Genomic DNA, 17698 nt, shown 5'->3' with positions numbered 1-17698 from the left:
AAAAAACGATTGAGGATGAAGAAAAAAATGACGAATGAAGACTTTAAATATCTGAATAAGCACTTAGAAACACTTGCCCAACTCAAGCAGTCTGGATACAAATGTGATAAAGAGATATCTACTGTTATTAATAAATTACATAAACTAATGGGACTTGCATCAAAATCAAAAGTTAATTTTTACACTTTAGGTAGCAATGTTGAAAATGAAAACATTGCTGACAATAAAATTGGCGTAGATTTTCCAAAAGGAAATAGGTTGTTAATCGTCGATCCCCAGACAGACTATACTACAGTTTTACTTGTTAATGTTAAAGACTCCAAATTTGAAAACATTAAAAGAAGAATAGCCCCTCAGACATTCGGATATCAAGCAGACCTATTAGTTCAGATTTTAAAAGAAAAACGCCCTGACAAACTGTTGATTGATACATGTGGAATTGGTAAAGGGTTAATGGACATGGTGATTGAAAAGTTAAAAACACAAGATATCGAAATGTCTCCCAGTGGTGATTTGACCTATAGTTAAACACCTTTTTAGAACGCCCAGCGAAGATTGCGGTACTCCCCTTCCGCTCTATTGCTGGGCGTTTCGTAAAATGTGTTTACATAAACTTTATGGAGGTGAAATATGTCTGCTGAAAAAATAAAATGCTCATGCTGCGGCAAAGAACAAAATGCCAATCAATATTATATATCGGAATCTCCTTTCAATTCTGCAACAGGCAAACTGTCAGTATGTAAGAGCTGTCTCCAAAATGAATTCCAAAAAGACAAAGATAACTTAAAGAATGTTCAAAACATCTTAAGAATGATTGACCGTCCTTTTGTTTACGACTTGTGGGTTTCCGCTGTTAATGAATCAGAGTCCAAGAAAAAATCAGCTGGAAATGTGTTGGGTACGTATATGAAAAATATCGGAATGAAAGATTACAAGTCAAAAACTTGGGCAGACAGTGAGTTTGACTTTGAAGAGGAACAAGAATACACAACACAATTGTTACTAGCTAAAAGTACAGAAGATATATCTAAGGATGACATAGATGAATTAATGCAATTCTGGGGTCGTGGTCTTGATGTTGAAGATTACATTTGGCTTCAGAATGAGTACATTGACTTCACAAATAGGTATGAATGTGATTCTAAAGGAATGGAACTTCTTATAAATGAAATATGTTTGACTCGGCTAGATATCCGTAAACGGCGTGAAAATGGTGAAAAAGTCGATCAGCAGCAAAAAACTCTTCAAGATTTACTTGGATCAAGTAATTTAAAACCAGTTCAAGAAACTGGAGCAAGTGGAGTTGAACAAGAGTCTTTTGGCACTCTGATCAAAAAATATGAGAATGAGAGACCTATTCCTGAGCCAGAGCCTAGATGGAAAGATCCTGATAAAATCGGGAAATACATTAAGGTATTTTTCCTTGGGCATCTGTCCCGAATGCTTGGTTTGAAAAATCAATATTCAGAGGAATATTGGGAAGAAATGAATAAGCATACTGTTGAAGAACCTGTTGAAGAAGAAGAGGATCGAGAAAATGACCTCACATAAAAATTTTACAACAGATCGCAACAAGCACAGTCGAGGAATCAATATCTTTAAAAAGGGAAACAACTTTAAAAAGAAATCAAAATCTGAACGGTTAATGGATGGTATCGGCGCATGGACTTCTTTCTATAGAGCAAACCCACATCGGTTTGTAAAAGAATACTTGGGTATTACACTTAAATTGTTTCAATGTATTTTAATTTACATGATGGTACATAACCATTATTTTATGTACTTGGCCAGTCGTGGGCAGGGTAAAACTTGGTTAACCTCTGTATATTGCTGTGTGCAAGCCATACTCTTCCCAGGTACTAAAATAGTTATCGCATCGGGCACAAAGGGACAAGCTCGTGAAGTCATAGAGAAAATTGATGACTTACGCAAAGAATCACCTAATTTAAGGCGAGAAATTGAAGATTTAAAAACCTCAACAAATGATGCTAAAGTGGAGTTTCATAATGGCAGCTGGATTAAAATCGTAGCCTCAAATGATGGCGCCCGCTCCAAGCGTGCAAACCTCCTTATTGTAGATGAATTCAGAATGGTTGATTTTGAAATCATCAGTAAAGTACTTCGAAAATTCCTGACAGCTCCCCGTTCTCCTAAATATCTCGAAAAAGAAGAATACGCTCACTTAAAAGAACGAAACAAAGAAATTTACTTGTCTTCCTGCTGGTACAAGGTTCATTGGTCATTTAACAGATTCATAACTTACTATAATGCCATGATGAAAGGATCAAAATATTTTGTGTGCGGTCTCCCTTATCAGATCGCAATTAAAGAAGGCCTTTTGGATAAAGATCAGGTTAGAGATGAAATGGCCGAAGAAGATTTTGATCCTATCGGTTGGTCTATGGAAATGGAAGCTCTCTGGTTTGGTGAATCTGAAAAAGCTTATTTTAAATTTGAAGACATTGAAAAGAACCGCAAGCTTGCTTCCCCCCTCTTCCCCCCTGACTATTACAGTCTGATCAAGGATTCCAACTTCAAATATGAAGGCAAGAAACCAGGAGAAATTAGGCTGGTAAGCAATGATATCGCTGGAATGGCCGGTAAGGATAATGACGCCAGTGTTTACACTGTATTCAGACTGATCCCAAACTCCAATGGATATGATCGTCATATTGTATACATGGAGAGCATCGTAGGCGGTCACACAGGAACTCAAGCAACAAGAATTCGACAAATATACGAAGATTATGATTGCGATTATATTGTATTAGATACTCAAAGTATCGGACTTGGTGTGTATGATGCATTATGCCAGCCTCTTTATGATAAAGAACGTGCAAAAGAATATGAGCCATTTTCATGTATTAACGATGAAAGAATGGCTGAGCGTTGTACTTATCAAAATGCCGAAAAAGTAATTTATAGCATTAAAGGTAATGCACAATTGAACAGCGAAATTGCGGTATTACTAAAAGATGGATTCAAACGAGGAAAAATCAAAATTCCTATCAACGAAAATGAAGGAAAAGAATACCTGAAAAGATTTAAAGGCTATGAAGGGTTATCTCCTGAAGTTAAAGGAAAATTCCTTTCAAGCTATGCACAGATTACTCTTCTGATAAATGAAATGATCAACTTAGAAGCTGAGTATAGCGATAACGGACAAGTTAAGCTTAAAGAGCCAAAGAGCAAACGAAAAGACAGATATAGCTCAGTGGCTTATGGCAACTACATTGCCACAGTATTAGAAAGACAGTTAAACAAACAAACTGAATATGACGTTGAAGACGAACTAGTTTATTTTTAAAAGAAATGAGGTGAAACATGGTAACCTTAAATAAAGTTGACATTGAGTCTGAAGAGTATAAGCAAATGCTGAATGACTATTCAACTTATACTTCTACATTTGCTTCCGGCTTTATCTCAAATATGTTTTCCAATGGAATTGTTACGGAAATTGAGGCCGAACAATTAAAGAATTATTTTTCTAGCCCCGATGAATTTCAAGAAGAAATTGAAGATCTTGCGGAGTATTTTTATATTTCGACTGCAGAGATACACCAATTGTTCGAATTGATTGAAGCCCTCCCTACCCTCAACTATAAAATTGACTCCTTTAATAAAGTTAAGTCTTCAGATAAGCACATTTCTCTTTTGAATAAATCCTTACATAAGGTCAAACATAAAAGACTTACTAGGGATCTGTTAAAACAGGTAGCTACAGCTGGCACTCTTGTTGGTATATGGCTTGGGGATGCTAAGAACCCCTATCCGTTTATTTTTGATGAGATTAAATATGTATTCCCCTCATTTAGAAGAAATGGGGACTGGGTATGTGTTGTTGACATGGAGCTGTTCACTAAGTATAAAGATGATCACAGAAATGAATTGTTAAAAAGCCTCTCCCCTTATATTAAACAAAGCGATTATGAAAACTTCATGAAAGATCGAGAGAAATATCGATATAAGGAACTGCCACAAGAAAGAACTTTTCCACTACGCACAGGAACTCTAAAAAGAAATCAAGGATTGGGAACATCTTGGGTTACCCCAGGTTTATATGATGTTCTCCATAAAAAGAAGCTTAAGGATGTTGAAAGATCCATCGCAAATAAAATTATTAACGCTGTTGCAGTTCTAACGATTGGAACAGATAAAGGCAATGGCGAATACACAAACATGAAGCTGCCTAAAGCAGTTAAACAAAAAATTCATGGTGGAGTTAAAGCAGCTTTAGAAAAGAACCAAAAAGATGGAGTAACTGTAGTATCAATCCCAGACTATGCCGATATCAACTTTCCTGATGTTAAAGCAGATGGATTAGATGGAGCAAAATTTGACCATATCAATAGCGATATTCAATCTGCTTACGGCTTATCCGGCTCCCTTTTAAATGGTGATGGGGGTAACTATGCAACGTCGTCGTTAAACTTGGATACATTTTATAAGCGTATTGGAGTTTTAATGGAGGATATTGAGCAAGAGGTTTATCAAAAGTTATTCAACCTTGTTTTGCCTGCTGCCCAAAAAGACAACTACTATATGAATTACGATAAGGACAAGCCGCTCACTCTCAAAGAAAAAATGGATATCTTAATTAAATTAAATGATAAGGGCTGGTCTATTAAGCACGTAGTTGACAATTTGGCAGGAGTGTCTTGGGAAAGTTACCTTGAACAAACTCTATATGAAACTGAAGAGCTGAAACTCCAAGAAAAAATTAGACCTTATCAAACTTCATATACCTTCACTGGGAATGAAGTTGGCCGCCCAAATGAAGGTAATAAAAACAACGACAACACAGTGAAGTCAGCTACATCCAACGGTAATGACAATCCTATTTAAAACTTCACTTTTGAAGGGAGGTGAAATTATTTGACAAAGAAGCAAAAGAAAAAACTATGCCAACTTCAATTGAATGAGATTAAAACATCAGATGACCCAACAAAGTTGTCATGTAGCTTTGTCATTTTTGATTTCGATGTCTCTCACAATAATGCAGTAATTTCTAAGGATGTTGCTCTTGAAGCTGCTTCAACAATTATTAATAAACCAATTGTTGCAAAATATTACGAGGTTGATGAATTAAATACTTCTACAGATGCATTGGGAACTCATGAAGCTTATCTAGACACAGACAAGCACGGAGAACTTGAAGTAAAAAGAGATACTGCCCCAATCGGTGTCTTTACATCCGAGGGATACATAACTGAAATTGAAACCCCAGATGGTAAAAAAGAAGTATTGGCAGCAGATGCAATACTTTGGAGCTCTCGATTTAAAGATGCATGTGAACTTTTACTTGAATGGTATGGTAGAGGCATCAACATTAATACAAGTTGTGAGATCCTTTATTCAAATTACACTGTGCAAGATGGTATCGAACACCTACAGTCCCCCATCTATTTCGAAGGTCATGCAATTTTAAATTCAGAGAAACGTGGAGAGCATGACATTGTCCTCCCCGCCTACGATTCTTCCAAACTTCTAAGCTTTAATGAACTTCAACGATTTGAAAGATTAGTGGCTCAAGCAGCTACAAGACAAAATAATGAGGAAGGTGAAAAAATGAATAAGTTTAGAAAAGTGTTTGAATTGTCTCACTCTGACGTTCGGACGCTTCTATATAGCCAATTAGATCCAACCCTTGATAAAGAATCAGATTCATTTATTGCAGATGTATATGATACGTATTTCATCGTAAACGTGTATAGCTGGTCAGATGAAAATAGCTATGACAAATACTTTAAGTTCAATTACACAAGAACAGGCGATACTGTTTCAATTGATTTTGACAGTAAAACTGAGGTATTCATGACTCGCAACTGGGAGGAAGTTGTTCCTGAACCTATTCAATCACAACTTAACCAGAAAGATGAACAAATTAAAGATTTAACGAAACAAGTAAATCAAATCAATAAGGATAAGGTAGGAATTGAACAGCAATTCAACACTGCCAGTGAAAAGCTTGTGCAATTAAATTCTGAAGTGGAACAATTGAAGCCTTATAAAGAAAAACACGAGAAAACTTTATTAGAGCAAAAACTAAGTGAGAAAAATGAATTCTATAAAGCGAAATTTGAAGCTTTAAATGCTGAGGAAAAATTCAGTACAGAAGAAGTACAAAACCTTATCCATGCTTCCATTAAACAAGGTGAAGAAGGAGAAAAAGCTGTATTACAACTTAACACAATGTTAGTTGATTTAGTTAGTGTTCCTGCTGAAACTAATACAACCATTAGAGAATTTTCTAGCAAACGGGAAAATTTAATCCCTAATGATGACTCTTTTGAATCCCGCTTTTCACAATAAATTTTAAAATCGGAGGAATAAAATATGGCTACAAGATTACAAAAAGCCCTTACTGAAGTAGGGAATCATACTACTGGAAACTTGAATTCTTTAAAAATTAAAACAGTTGCTCACGGTGCAAAAGTAACTGGATCAGATATTGACAACTTTATGCTTGTTGAACTTGGATTTGATGCTGAGGGAAACCGTACAGCTTCGAAGTTATCAGATAAAACAAAAAAATCATATTTAATTGCATCTCCTGAAGCACGCTATCTTGGTGAATCAATGAGAGATTTTTATAACGGTGTAGGAGAGCATGCTCGAATTGTTATCCTTGAGCCAGCTTATACCCGTTTTGATGTTTCTGCATTTTCATTTAATACAGGAGTGACTGAGGTTAAACAAGGTCAAGTAGCTCACTTTGATATTGCTACTCAAAAGTATATTCTTAGTGATCCTGCTTCCCCTCATGAGGATTATGCTGATTCTTCTGCTAAGTTCCTCGTTGTAAATAATGAAGATGACCTTGTTTACACAATGGGACAAAAACTTGTTCGCCTTGAAGTAATCGAGGCCTAATACATAACAAATAAATTTCAATAAAAGGAGTATTTTAAATGAAATTAGATACTGTGAAAATCAAAGGCTTGTTTAGCCGTGTATTAAATAACAAAATGGACGGTACAGACCAAGCTGATATCCAAACTTACATTAAGAAAGTATTTGGTGATGGCGGTACTACACCTGACCCTTCCATGCTCCATCAATTTAATAACCTTGTCGTTGAACAAGCTGATGAAATTGCGAAACCAAAAGTAACACAGCTCCTCTCCCTTCTGGCCAATGTCCAACAAGAAAAACGAGGCAATATTAAAGAAATTAAAATTCCAAAAAAGAATAAGGCAAAAGTCATTTGGTCTGCTACAGGCTCTGGTGTTGATTTGGTTCGTGTTGAAGGACAAGAAACAGTTCCTGCTGTTCCGAAAACTATGTCAACAGGTTTCTATTATGAACCCCTAGATCTCGTAACAGATTCAATTGTTTACTTCAATAAATTGGTGAATGATATCGCAGATGCTAAAGTCCGTTTGTACCTCGATAAAATTCATCAATTAACTGCAAGCGCAATTACAGCTGGTAAAATCCCTGCAAAAAATGTTCAAACAGGCTCAAACCTTACTCTTCAGCAATACAACAAAGTAGCTTCCGTGCTTCAACGTTATGGTGGAAAACCAATCTTCGTCGCTGACACTCTTCTCATTGACTACTTCGCATTCCAACAAGGAACAGACTCTACGTTTAAGAACTTCTTAACAGAAGAAGTAAAAGGAGAGCTCCTTACTGCTCTAAATCCAACAACTATCGGCAGAACAACTGCTGTTAACCTCACTAACCCATTTACAGATGATACAAATAGTAAAGTCGAACTTCCTGTCAACAAAGGTTATATGTTTGCCGGCGGCGTTTCTCAAAAACCATTTTCTGTTGTTGAGTATGGCGGACTGCGTCAATTGACAGAACAAGATATCGAAGATGAAAGAATCAAAATGAAAATTGTTCAAGATGCTTCTGTTAACCTTCTTTTTGGAGAAGCAATCGGAATTATTGAAGAACAAGCTGCAGTATCTATCTAAATCAAAATATGAGGATTTTTTAGGAGGATATTAATTTGACTGAAAAAATTAAGTTAGCACGATACAGAAGTACGTCTTATTTTGTTGGGTATACCGGCGATGGCGGACATAAACAATACACTTGGGCTGGAAGTAAAAATGGGAAGGCTGATATTAAAGAAGTTCCAAAAGAAGTTGTTGAATGGCTCACAATGAACAGCGTTTGTTTCGATAAAGGTGAATTAGTTATTGTTGAAGATAATGATACCACCAAAGAAATTAAAGATTCTATTGTTGAGTCGGAGGCTTATGAAAATAACATCCATACCAAAGAAGAAATTGAAAAGATGATTAAATCAGGAAATATTGCTCAACTAAAAAATAAGCTCGATAAAATCACAGTGGATTCTGAGAAACAATTTATTATTGACGTTGCTTCAGAATTTAGCGATGACATTGCTGCAGGCAAATTAAAAGTTTTGGCTGATTGGATGGGAGTCGCTGATCCTTCCCTTCTCTTTGACTAAGAGGAGGGATTTTTATGACATCTTATGATCAAATATGGGAAACCTTTTTAAACAACTGCGAGACGTCCGATTTTGATGTTCCTCAAGAAGAAGAGGACATTTATAAATCAATTCGAAATGCAATCCTTCATTTCAATAACCGGCTTAGAGACAATTTAAAAGCTGATAATTCAACTGAAACTGTTAATCGAGAATTATCTGAGGATGATCTTCTTATTCTTGCACACTTCTTGAGATACATCTTCTTGTTAAATAAAAAGACCTTGTTTGAGAATACGTGGCAGCCCTTCACTAATGATGTGGGGATCAAGAACTTTGGTACGCAACTCAATTCACTTAAACAAAGTGTAATGGATCAGAAAGACGAAATTGAGCGCTTGATATTGAACACTGCGGTGGATTATCTATGAGTACAATTAAAGTTAAATCGGCACATAAAGATGGACAAATAAAGCTCGAGGACTTAGAAGTCTTTTGCAGTAAACTGTGTAAGAGAAACAATTCAGTCCTCTTCAAATTGGAGAAATACCTTAATAAAAAGCTGCTAAGTGATCCTGAACTCACAGAAATCAGAGACACTATTTTAACAGTAAGTGGTGAATTAAGCAGACTTAGGGATAACTTAGTAACAGACGGTGATTCGAATGAAGGACTACAGTAATTACCACAAGGTTAACATTAATAATAAACTTCTTCATGATGGTAAGCTTATTTTCCAACAAGGCCTCAAGGGGTTTGAATCTGAAAAAGTCAAAATTGATGGAATCGAAAAAACAGTAATGATCACCTCTAAGTACTCTAGTGGCGATGGTTCTGCAAGATATATATTAGGTGAAATTGCTGACATTTATCGTGGCGGAGTTGTTAAGTTTAATGATGAAACATGGCTCATCACCTCCCACCCTCTCAGTAATAAGATTTACAAAAAGGCTGAGATAAAAATATGTGGAACATCATTTTTTCTTACTTCAGAAGACAAGCTAATCGATACTGGCAAAATTAACGAAATCACTGGTAAGCCAATTTATGAAAAAGTACCTGGTGAAAAAACTGAAGTTCCCTGCATATTTGAAAGGACAACTTCAATAAATGGCACTGAATTGGCGGTAAATCTTCCAGATGGTCAAGCAAACATTACAATTCCTTATCTTGTTCATGAAAAATTAAAAATCGGACTTACCCTCACCTTCTTTGGCGAAGATTATCAAGTCGATGATATAGACTATTCTAAAGTTTATGGAGACCACGGAACAATAAAATTGGTTGCCAAAAAGAAAGTTGGTGAAAAGACATGAGCATGACTGTTGAACAGATGACAAAAGTCTTCAGATTAGTTATGGATGATGTTGAACTGAATCGGCTCTTGTATTACAAAACTGATCCTCTCTCCACTTCTCATCCAGATGTTCAATCACTCGAAAATTATTATGACTCCACAAATGACTCTCCCGCTATAATCAATACCATATTCAAGCGAGCACCTAAAACAGATGATCTATCGGATTCACCATTATGTAGGATGTGTATTTATTTAGGGAATGCATTGCCTAAGCCGACAAACCAAAGCTTTATGTTGTTAAATCAAGAATTGATGATCGATGTATACACACACATTAATACATTTGAGATATCTGAGTATCGAAGTTTGAAAATCATCGACAGGGTTTCAAAATTGTTTTTCAATAAAAATATTGCTGGTTTTGGTGTAACAGTAGATTATAGACGTTTGCTTATTAGTAATCCTCCTGACGGATACCTGGGCTACAAGATGATCTTTACTTTTGGAGCAAGCAAATGAATGAGTTAAAGGATTTCTTTTTCTTGGGAAAACCGATCCAGACTGAAATAGGAGAGATTGATTTCATCCGCTTAAAAGATTATCCTCTCTACACCAAAGAACTAAGCATGTTGAGGATGAATAAGAAAAGTCTTATTAAAGAATATTCAAGGTTTAATGAGGATGGCTCGCTTGACCCATTTATTATTGAAATGAAAAAGAGAGATCTTTATGAAATTGTACATTCGGTACTCCCTGATTTTCACGAGGCTTATTTCAAAGTTTTTTCAAAAGTATTGATAAACAAGGATTCCCTATCGTTGATTGGAAAACATAATTTTCCCCGTCTCCGAAAACTAATACTAGACATGCATTGTATCACTGAAGACAAGGTCGTTGACAATGATGAACTTCAGGAGTTCCATGATATAAGTAAATCACTCAAGCAACAAGATTCTCAAAGTGATTTAAAGGATATAGTAAGCTGTGTTGCTGCATTTAACGGATACACATATGAAGAAATATCTGAAATGACTATGTATCAACTATATTTGTCGTTCTACAGGATGGCTGAAGTAATGAATTATAACACAACCACACTTTTTGCTACTGTCTCTCCTGATGTAAAAGTGAGTGATTGGAGCAGTCACATTAATCTTTACAAGGAAGAGTCTTATCACCTAAGCACTAAAGATGCTAAAAATATCGAGCAATTATTCGGAGGCTAATTAACTTTAGTCTCTTTTTATTTTTATTTAGGAGGAAACAATTTGGCAAAACAAACAGTAATCCATGAAGTTGGAAAAATTACAGCTAAACGTCTGAGCGATAATAAGGTTATTGCTTCAGGTGTTACACAAATGACTCAGTTTTCCCAACAAGTTCAACAAGACTTTTTAAAAGGCGGATGGGGTAACCGAGACCTGTATGTTATTAATTCAAGTAAAGAAGTATCGGGTAATGTCCGAAATGCTTTCTTTGATCTTGATTTCATGGCAATGCAGCAAGGTGTAAAAATTGAAAACGAAACAATTTCTGTGTGGGAAGATGAAAGCTTAACAGTTAGTGATACTGGTACGGTTACCCTTTCATATCTCCCATTGTCTAAAGTTTCATTAACTAACGAAGATGGAGATCAAATTGAAGTTGACGCTGCATCTAAAACAGTTACTGTGCCTGATACCTTTGCAACCAAGGGGGAAGCTTTAGCAGTTCATTATCAAATTGAAGTTGAAGCCGAGACTGTTGAAATTAACGGTGAAAAATTCTCTGAGAATTACTACTTTGAAATTCACACAATTGAATACGATCCTAAGACTTCAAAAATCTACAGTGACCTTTATATTCAGCTCCCTAAAGTATACTTCTCTGGTGAAGCAGATATGTCGTTTGAAGCAGGAAATGCATACACTCCGGAAATCGGCTATCGAGCCCTTGCTGATAATAACGGAAAAATTGGTAACTTTGCTCGTGTAAAACGTAAAGCTGATGGGACAAAGGGCGTTGCCACTAGTGATGAAGGAACTGGCTCATCTCAAAGCTCAGACCTGGGCGGAACAACTGAATAATTAAGGAGGCGTTTATTATTGCTTTTTTAAATCAGGACGGTGATAAATACACCTCTGCAAAAGATGATGGGACAGGTAATCCCATAACTGCTGTATCAATTGAACGTTCCACTGTCCCTTTGGAGGTTGGTCTTAATAATGACCAGCCTCTAAATGTTAATGTGGCCAACACATCACTTGATGTAAATATAACTAATACGGCTTCTGTTCCTGTTTTGGTTAAAAACACTGCAGCAATTAAAACCCAAGTTCAAAAATCCTATTCTGAATTAGTTGTTACTGATGCTGATACCGTAGCTACAGGTGCAACTAAGTCTTATACAGTTGATCTAATCGATTCACTTGGTGTTTTCAGAACTTATGGTGTTGCTATGTACACAACTCAAACAGACAGCTCAAACAGCAAAGTTTTAGCAAGTATTTATTCCGTACCGAAAAACATCCCATTTTATTCTGCAACTACATCAGGTAATGATAATTCTGTTTTATTCAACAGCATTGCCTTTGTTCAGAATTACCCTTTGCAAAAACAATTAACTTTCACTGCCCCAAAAATACATCTGACCGTTAAAGCAGCCGGTACAGTTGATCTAACTGGGTTAAAAATCGTTGTTTGGGGGATGGAATAATGACATTTGATGAAGTATGTGGTCTGTTCAAACAATTTGATGGCTTGGAACAAAAATTCCTATTGCTATCAGATGGGTCCTATATCAGTGTTGATGATTTCAAGCAACGCTTTGAAGGCGACTTCAATGAGTACGAACCTTTAAGTTCGCTTCAGTCATCCCCTTCTTCTACCCCAGCTTGGGAAGGTATATGGAATAAGCTACAAGAGGATGGGCTTTTTGAATAAGTCCTCCCCTCTTATTTTTCTAGATAAAAGACAGTTTTTATTCAAATTAAGGAGGTGGAGTTGTTGACAGAAACGACTGAAAATGTCGTAATCACGATTCCGGACAAAACTTCATTTACTTTTCATGAAACAACAACTGCCCCATCTGAAGGCGAAGTATTTGTAGTGAGTCATTTTCGGGAACTTACTGTTAAGATCTCTGGCTCCTCAACTTCACGGGAAGTTAAGTTTTATGCTATTGATGAAAATGGAGAAAAAACAGAATTAGGTGGAACAAATAAAACCGGTTTTCAGTTAGGTGTCGGTTCTCAGGGAACTAACGAGTACTGGGATTTTGATATAGCCGGTCTACATAAATTTATGGTCGAGGTTATTTCAGTTAGTGGCAGTTTGACAGTGAAAGGAATTGCGGTGAGTTAATGGGTAACAGTTTATTCATAGGACAACTTAAACAAAATAATATACAAATCAATAACTTAAAAGACTCTCTTTCACGAACTGAAAAGCATATGACAGATCATGAAGAAGCTTTAACAACAAAAGTAAATGAATTTATGGAGAAACAAAATCACGAGTTAAAATCACACACTGAGAATACTGAAAATCCTCATCAGGTCACAAAAAAGCAGGTTGGACTTGGAAATGTTGATGATATTCAGCAAGCTAGTAAAGAAGAATTCGATTCGCATATAAAAAACAACTCAAATCCTCATAATGTCACTGCAACACAAATAGGACTCGATAAGGTTATTAATGAAAAACAAGCTACAAAAGTGGAATTTGATCTTCATACTGAGGATGTAGTAAGACATGTGACATCTACTGAAAGAAACAAGTGGAACTCATCTGAAAGCAATGCAAAGGCATATACTGACACACACGAAAACAGGAAAGACAATCCTCACGACGTAACAAAAGCTCAGGTTGGTTTAGATAAGGTGGACAACGTACAACAAGCATCCAAGCTTGATTTTGATCAGCATAGTTTAGACAACATTCGTCATGTTACACAGGCAGATAGGAACAAATGGAATGGTGCACAGTTAGTAAAGCTAACTGATGATTCAGGTAGCGTCAGTATTATTTCAGATCCTAATGTGTTAGTAACAAGTGGTTTTTATGAAGTTAGTAATTCAACGGCAATGCCTGATAAAAATTTTTATAAAGTACTCCATCTCTCTTCTTCTGCTAACACAGCTTCACAAATAGCTGTAACCAATAGAGAGGGTACAATTTATACAAGGGTAAAGATATCTGGAGCATGGTCGTCATGGACTAGGATTATTACCGATGGAGGCACTTGGCAAACTCCCCCGTTATTTAATGGATGGACACAATATACGGTATCAGATAGTGAACATCCTCTTCAATTCTCAAAAGATTCACTGGGAGTAGTAGCAGTACGAGGAGCTATTAAAGGTGGACTGTTAGGATCAACTGTTACAGCCTTTACTTTACCGGAAGGTTTTCGTCCTCCATATCCTTTTTACCATTTAGGAACAGCATCCAGTTCGGGGGCAGGCGGAACACCGCAATTCTTTCGATCTGTGTTTAACGTAGACGGAACAGTTTGCATACAAAGTTGCTCCAATACTGAAAACCCAAACAGTTTCATGTCATTTTCGGCTAGATTCTCAACAAAAGGGGGACTTTTATGATAATGCTTTTTAAATACGATACAGATTACAATTATATACCAGGTGCAGAAATATTTATCGAAGAGGGATTAGCTATACCGAAGAGTTTCACGGATGTGCGGCCGACTGACGGTTTCTATAAAGCGAAGTTCGACCCTGGCAAACAAATTTGGTTTGAGTCAGCAACACAAGAATATATAGACAGCCTTCAACCCCCTCCTCCTAAGCCGTCGGAATTAGATAAAATGAAAAAACAGTTATCTGATCTTACCTTTAAGCTTTTAGTGAACGGTGTTGTCAAATGAACAGTTGGTTTGACACAATAAAAGATTATTATGACGATGATTTGTGGACTCCGGAAATGGTAAAACAAATGGTTCCTCTTGGGATTTTAACTTCGGATGAGTATGAAGCAATCACTGGGGAAAAATATGAATTATAAAGACATAAATATGAAATAAGTTACACTACTAATCACTTCCGTGTATTGTATCCCTATGAAAAGTATGGTATATTAGCCCAATGAAGAAAATTACCTATATAATCATATTATTCACACTTCTTTTATCAAGCGGTTGTTCTATACATGAAGCATCCGGTAAAACTCCGGATTATCGTCCTTTAGTTATTGCCCATAGGGGAGCTTCGGATTTAGAGCCCGAACATACACTTTCATCTTACAAAAAAGCTATAAAGGATAAAGCTGATTACATTGAAATTGATCTAGAAGAAACGAAGGACGGACAGTTAGTTGCAATCCATGATGATAGTGTCGACAGAACGACAAATGGGACAGGGTATATTAGAGACCTGACTCTTTCTCAAATAAAAAATCTTAATCTTGCTAAGGGAGAAAAGATTCAAACTATTGAAGAAATAATAAAGACCTTTAAACTTTCAACTAAATACTACATTGAAACAAGAGAAAACAAAAATGGTCAGATTACTATGGAGAAGCAGTTAGTTAAGATTCTAAAAAAATATAATCTAATAGATCGAAACAAAGTCATCATCGAATCCTTTAGCGAAAAAAGTTTAAAAAAGATACACTCATTGGATAGTAACATTCCAATAACTAGGTTAATCCGAACACAAGAAGTAAGAGACATTGACGACAAAACCCTCAAAAACATAAGTAAATATGCTTCTACAATTGGCATTAAAGCAAAATTAGCTAACCCTAATATACTCAAAAAGGCTCATAAACATGACCTAAAGCTTCACGTTTACTTTACCAATAGTGATAAAAGCAATAATGAAGATAAACTTATTAAATCATGTTATAAGATTAAGGTAGATGGTGTATTTACAAATAATCCAGCTAGTGCAATAAGTAAATTACCCAAACAAACAAAATAAGGTTTTAAGCAGACATCTCTTCCCTGAGGTGTCTGTTTTCATTTAACGGATATTAAAGGAGGAAATAAAATGGCATCAAAAAAGTTGAACTTGGGATTAATCGAGGAAAGCGTCAGTAAATATGACAAGAAAGAAAAAGTCCAATTAACTGATGAGGCGCATGTGTTTATTTATCCATACTTCTCCCCTTCTCGGTTAACAAAAATGTTAGCCGGATTGATTTCTGATCAAGATGAAGCTAAAGAAGCAGGAATCAAATCTTTTAAGGATATAAATCCAGTTCAATGGACTTTCTTTTCACTTATAAAAGAATTTACGGACTTGGGGATTCCAAATGACATTAAAAATAAAGTTAAGTGGTATCTTAAACTTGTAGATTCAGAGTACTTCCCTTTAATTATCAATAGCTTTCCTAAAGAGAGCTTAGAAAAACTGGGTAAAGCCACTGTTATGCTGCAACAAAACATAGATGAGTTATCAAAAAAATCTCAGGAAGAAGCAAATAATCTTATCCTTCAGAAGGTCGAAGAAATTGAAGGCAGTGCTGCCCCACAATGATGGCGAGAAACATTAAGGAAATTAAGGTTAAGATTGAACAAGCTGCAATTCAGTCTATACATAAAGCTTCCTCTAACGTTAAGCAAGTCATGACGAAAACAGGTCAAGATCATGTTGAAGAAGATGTTTACGGCACCTATAGCCCCCTGCTTTATGAACGTACAGGAAAGCTTAAAGACGCTTTTATAACCACCAACGAGAGTAAGGGGGTATCTTTGGATAATATTAGAGAAGATGATGGGAAAGATGTTGCTACAGTCATTGAAACCGGACATGGTTATACATACCCTGATTCATATGGATATGGCTACGGTAAACCTCGTCCTGTTATGAAGAATACTGCCGAGACTCTAAAAGATGGACGGTTAACAGTGGCATTAAAAAGAGATTTAAAAGCAGACGGAATTAAAACGTACTAATGGTGGTGAATTAATGACCAAATCAATTGAAAAGAATATGCTCAGATCTCGAGCAATAAAGCTTCCTGAGGTCACGGAATCAATGTGGGAGCAAGTTGACGAGGAACATAGAAACTTAGTTCAAGAGTTTTTAGATGCTCACTCGTTTAGAGATAAAACACGAAAACAATATTACTCCTCCCTTCGTCAATTCTTTTGGTGGGTACATACCTCTCTTAACGGCAAAAAACTTTATAAGATCTCAAAACGTGATTTCATTAGGTATCAAAGTTTCTTAAAAAATCGCGGAATGTCTTCCAGTGGGATTGCATTAAAAAAAGCTGGTGTATCATCATTAAACAACTATATTGAAAATGTTGTTGCAGAAGATGATGAGAATTATGAGAAATTCAGAAACTTCACCCGTGGACTCCCAGCTATTCCAAAAACCACAACATATGAAAAAGTAAAGGTTACATATGATGATTATAAACTGATGATGGACGCCCTAAAAGAGGACGAAAATTATTTGGGGATGGCATGGCTTGCTACTGCCTTTAATGTTGGCGGGCGAAGAGCAGAACTCATACAGCTAAAAACAGAAATATTAGATTATCCTATCCCCGAAGGTCAGTCATATGTGATGAGTCATAAGGTATTCGGAAAAGGTAAAGGTGAAGGAAAGCCTCTTGAGTACATGATTAACACAGAAGCATTGGAGTACCTTCGATTGTGGCATGAAAAACGCGGTTATGATCATGAATACCTCTTCACTACTCAGTATGGCGGAGAACCTAAACAGATGTCAGAGTCTTGGGCTGATTATTTTTGCTCGGACGTTTTATCAGACATTCTTGGTCGGCGTATTAACCCTCACCTCTTCAAAGCTTCATGCATCACTTATCTCCTAGAAGTTAAGAAAATCAAAATTGAATTGATAAGCAAATATGTAGCTCATCATGAAGATGTCTCAACAACAATCAAACATTATGATTTACGGGATTTTGAAGAAGAAAAGAATCAAATATTTGTTTAGTTAAAATCCCTCTTTTATTCAGAATCAAAATCCTTCCTCTTGAGGGATTTTGCTTATGTATGAAACTTAATTTAA

Annotated in this window: 24 protein-coding genes; all 24 read left to right on the top strand. The window is 36.1% G+C overall.

The genetic code is table 11. The features are described 5' to 3' along the window. The first annotated feature begins 27 nt into the window (after window positions 1–27). A complete protein-coding gene (locus NYE22_RS10870; RefSeq protein WP_061891089.1) occupies window positions 28–528 on the top strand; it encodes a hypothetical protein in 501 nt (166 codons plus the stop codon). 102 nt (window positions 529–630) lie between these two features. After that, window positions 631–1551, top strand: a complete 921-nt coding sequence (locus NYE22_RS10865) for a hypothetical protein (RefSeq protein ID WP_342412590.1) — start codon at window positions 631–633, stop codon at window positions 1549–1551. After that, window positions 1538–3307, top strand: a complete 1770-nt coding sequence (locus tag NYE22_RS10860) for a terminase large subunit (RefSeq protein ID WP_003230970.1) — start codon at window positions 1538–1540, stop codon at window positions 3305–3307. The genes NYE22_RS10865 and NYE22_RS10860 overlap by 14 nt, the downstream gene beginning before the upstream one ends. Before the next feature lie 17 nt (window positions 3308–3324). Beyond that, the gene (locus NYE22_RS10855; protein ID WP_342412588.1) at window positions 3325–4845 is read left to right on the top strand and encodes a hypothetical protein; all 1521 of its coding nucleotides are present in this window, start codon (window positions 3325–3327) and stop codon (window positions 4843–4845) included. 30 nt (window positions 4846–4875) lie between these two features. Further along, a complete protein-coding gene (locus tag NYE22_RS10850) occupies window positions 4876–6312 on the top strand; it encodes a hypothetical protein (RefSeq protein ID WP_099043138.1) in 1437 nt (478 codons plus the stop codon). Window positions 6313–6336: 24 nt separating this feature from the next. After that, window positions 6337–6873: a hypothetical protein gene (locus NYE22_RS10845; RefSeq protein WP_019712260.1), complete on the top strand. Its 537-nt coding sequence runs from the start codon at window positions 6337–6339 to the stop codon at window positions 6871–6873. A 38-nt stretch (window positions 6874–6911) separates the two neighbouring features. Next, entirely contained in the window at window positions 6912–7928 is a 1017-nt protein-coding gene (locus tag NYE22_RS10840) for a hypothetical protein (RefSeq protein WP_041337005.1), read from the top strand. Between the two features lie 35 nt (window positions 7929–7963). Then, on the top strand, window positions 7964–8434 hold the full coding sequence (locus tag NYE22_RS10835) for a hypothetical protein (protein WP_041352941.1): 471 nt from the start codon (window positions 7964–7966) through the stop codon (window positions 8432–8434). A gap of 14 nt (window positions 8435–8448) precedes the next feature. Then, a complete protein-coding gene (locus NYE22_RS10830; protein ID WP_342412583.1) occupies window positions 8449–8844 on the top strand; it encodes a hypothetical protein in 396 nt (131 codons plus the stop codon). Then, window positions 8841–9095 (top strand): hypothetical protein, encoded by a 255-nt coding sequence (locus NYE22_RS10825; RefSeq protein WP_342412580.1) that lies wholly within the window; start codon window positions 8841–8843, stop codon window positions 9093–9095. The genes NYE22_RS10830 and NYE22_RS10825 overlap by 4 nt, the downstream gene beginning before the upstream one ends. Then, window positions 9079–9729, top strand: a complete 651-nt coding sequence (locus NYE22_RS10820) for a hypothetical protein (protein WP_342412578.1) — start codon at window positions 9079–9081, stop codon at window positions 9727–9729. The genes NYE22_RS10825 and NYE22_RS10820 overlap by 17 nt, the downstream gene beginning before the upstream one ends. Beyond that, window positions 9726–10232, top strand: coding sequence for a hypothetical protein (locus NYE22_RS10815; protein WP_342412576.1), 507 nt, complete (start codon window positions 9726–9728; stop codon window positions 10230–10232). The genes NYE22_RS10820 and NYE22_RS10815 overlap by 4 nt, the downstream gene beginning before the upstream one ends. After that, on the top strand, window positions 10229–10939 hold the full coding sequence (locus tag NYE22_RS10810; protein WP_003230954.1) for a hypothetical protein: 711 nt from the start codon (window positions 10229–10231) through the stop codon (window positions 10937–10939). Before NYE22_RS10815 ends, NYE22_RS10810 begins: the two co-directional genes overlap by 4 nt. A 42-nt stretch (window positions 10940–10981) precedes the next feature. After that, window positions 10982–11779, top strand: a complete 798-nt coding sequence (locus tag NYE22_RS10805) for a hypothetical protein (RefSeq protein WP_342412574.1) — start codon at window positions 10982–10984, stop codon at window positions 11777–11779. A gap of 17 nt (window positions 11780–11796) precedes the next feature. Next, window positions 11797–12408, top strand: coding sequence for a hypothetical protein (locus tag NYE22_RS10800; protein WP_342412775.1), 612 nt, complete (start codon window positions 11797–11799; stop codon window positions 12406–12408). Then, complete coding sequence (locus tag NYE22_RS10795) at window positions 12408–12635, top strand: hypothetical protein (protein WP_009967521.1); 228 nt, start codon at window positions 12408–12410, stop codon at window positions 12633–12635. The genes NYE22_RS10800 and NYE22_RS10795 overlap by 1 nt, the downstream gene beginning before the upstream one ends. 63 nt (window positions 12636–12698) lie before the next feature. After that, window positions 12699–13055 (top strand): hypothetical protein, encoded by a 357-nt coding sequence (locus NYE22_RS10790; RefSeq protein ID WP_243572757.1) that lies wholly within the window; start codon window positions 12699–12701, stop codon window positions 13053–13055. Further along, window positions 13055–14293, top strand: a complete 1239-nt coding sequence (locus NYE22_RS10785) for a hypothetical protein (protein ID WP_306644881.1) — start codon at window positions 13055–13057, stop codon at window positions 14291–14293. The genes NYE22_RS10790 and NYE22_RS10785 overlap by 1 nt, the downstream gene beginning before the upstream one ends. Further along, a complete protein-coding gene (locus tag NYE22_RS10780) occupies window positions 14290–14577 on the top strand; it encodes a hypothetical protein (RefSeq protein WP_243572755.1) in 288 nt (95 codons plus the stop codon). The genes NYE22_RS10785 and NYE22_RS10780 overlap by 4 nt, the downstream gene beginning before the upstream one ends. After that, on the top strand, window positions 14574–14714 hold the full coding sequence (locus NYE22_RS10775; RefSeq protein WP_161986139.1) for an XkdX family protein: 141 nt from the start codon (window positions 14574–14576) through the stop codon (window positions 14712–14714). The genes NYE22_RS10780 and NYE22_RS10775 overlap by 4 nt, the downstream gene beginning before the upstream one ends. Window positions 14715–14794: 80 nt before the next feature. After that, window positions 14795–15631 (top strand): glycerophosphodiester phosphodiesterase family protein, encoded by an 837-nt coding sequence (locus tag NYE22_RS10770; protein ID WP_342412563.1) that lies wholly within the window; start codon window positions 14795–14797, stop codon window positions 15629–15631. A 69-nt stretch (window positions 15632–15700) separates the two neighbouring features. Next, window positions 15701–16189, top strand: a complete 489-nt coding sequence (locus NYE22_RS10765; RefSeq protein WP_071580907.1) for a hypothetical protein — start codon at window positions 15701–15703, stop codon at window positions 16187–16189. After that, on the top strand, window positions 16189–16608 hold the full coding sequence (locus NYE22_RS10760; RefSeq protein ID WP_342412774.1) for a hypothetical protein: 420 nt from the start codon (window positions 16189–16191) through the stop codon (window positions 16606–16608). The genes NYE22_RS10765 and NYE22_RS10760 overlap by 1 nt, the downstream gene beginning before the upstream one ends. A gap of 13 nt (window positions 16609–16621) precedes the next feature. Then, a complete protein-coding gene (locus NYE22_RS10755) occupies window positions 16622–17623 on the top strand; it encodes a site-specific integrase (RefSeq protein WP_342412557.1) in 1002 nt (333 codons plus the stop codon). The last annotated feature ends 75 nt before the right edge of the window (window positions 17624–17698 follow it).

The organism is Bacillus sp. FSL K6-1560 (assembly GCF_038592935.1).
Classification (GTDB): domain Bacteria; phylum Bacillota; class Bacilli; order Bacillales; family Bacillaceae; genus Bacillus; species Bacillus subtilis.
The sequence above is the reverse complement of the archived record's forward strand: the minus strand, read 5'-3'. Positions and strand labels throughout refer to the sequence as shown.

Bases quoted from the DNA above. Each gene is read 5' to 3' on its own strand.
- NYE22_RS10870 (WP_061891089.1), top strand. From the start codon at position 28: ATGACGAATGAAGACTTTAAATATCTGAATAAGCACTTAGAAACACTT.
- NYE22_RS10865 (WP_342412590.1), top strand. From the start codon at position 631: ATGTCTGCTGAAAAAATAAAATGCTCATGCTGCGGCAAAGAACAAAAT.
- NYE22_RS10860 (WP_003230970.1), top strand. From the start codon at position 1,538: ATGACCTCACATAAAAATTTTACAACAGATCGCAACAAGCACAGTCGA.
- NYE22_RS10855 (WP_342412588.1), top strand. From the start codon at position 3,325: ATGGTAACCTTAAATAAAGTTGACATTGAGTCTGAAGAGTATAAGCAA.
- NYE22_RS10845 (WP_019712260.1), top strand. From the start codon at position 6,337: ATGGCTACAAGATTACAAAAAGCCCTTACTGAAGTAGGGAATCATACT.
- NYE22_RS10840 (WP_041337005.1), top strand. From the start codon at position 6,912: ATGAAATTAGATACTGTGAAAATCAAAGGCTTGTTTAGCCGTGTATTA.
- NYE22_RS10830 (WP_342412583.1), top strand. From the start codon at position 8,449: ATGACATCTTATGATCAAATATGGGAAACCTTTTTAAACAACTGCGAG.
- NYE22_RS10825 (WP_342412580.1), top strand. From the start codon at position 8,841: ATGAGTACAATTAAAGTTAAATCGGCACATAAAGATGGACAAATAAAG.
- NYE22_RS10820 (WP_342412578.1), top strand. From the start codon at position 9,079: ATGAAGGACTACAGTAATTACCACAAGGTTAACATTAATAATAAACTT.
- NYE22_RS10815 (WP_342412576.1), top strand. From the start codon at position 9,726: ATGAGCATGACTGTTGAACAGATGACAAAAGTCTTCAGATTAGTTATG.
- NYE22_RS10810 (WP_003230954.1), top strand. From the start codon at position 10,229: ATGAATGAGTTAAAGGATTTCTTTTTCTTGGGAAAACCGATCCAGACT.
- NYE22_RS10795 (WP_009967521.1), top strand. From the start codon at position 12,408: ATGACATTTGATGAAGTATGTGGTCTGTTCAAACAATTTGATGGCTTG.
- NYE22_RS10785 (WP_306644881.1), top strand. From the start codon at position 13,055: ATGGGTAACAGTTTATTCATAGGACAACTTAAACAAAATAATATACAA.
- NYE22_RS10780 (WP_243572755.1), top strand. From the start codon at position 14,290: ATGATAATGCTTTTTAAATACGATACAGATTACAATTATATACCAGGT.
- NYE22_RS10775 (WP_161986139.1), top strand. From the start codon at position 14,574: ATGAACAGTTGGTTTGACACAATAAAAGATTATTATGACGATGATTTG.
- NYE22_RS10770 (WP_342412563.1), top strand. From the start codon at position 14,795: ATGAAGAAAATTACCTATATAATCATATTATTCACACTTCTTTTATCA.
- NYE22_RS10765 (WP_071580907.1), top strand. From the start codon at position 15,701: ATGGCATCAAAAAAGTTGAACTTGGGATTAATCGAGGAAAGCGTCAGT.
- NYE22_RS10760 (WP_342412774.1), top strand. From the start codon at position 16,189: ATGGCGAGAAACATTAAGGAAATTAAGGTTAAGATTGAACAAGCTGCA.
- NYE22_RS10755 (WP_342412557.1), top strand. From the start codon at position 16,622: ATGACCAAATCAATTGAAAAGAATATGCTCAGATCTCGAGCAATAAAG.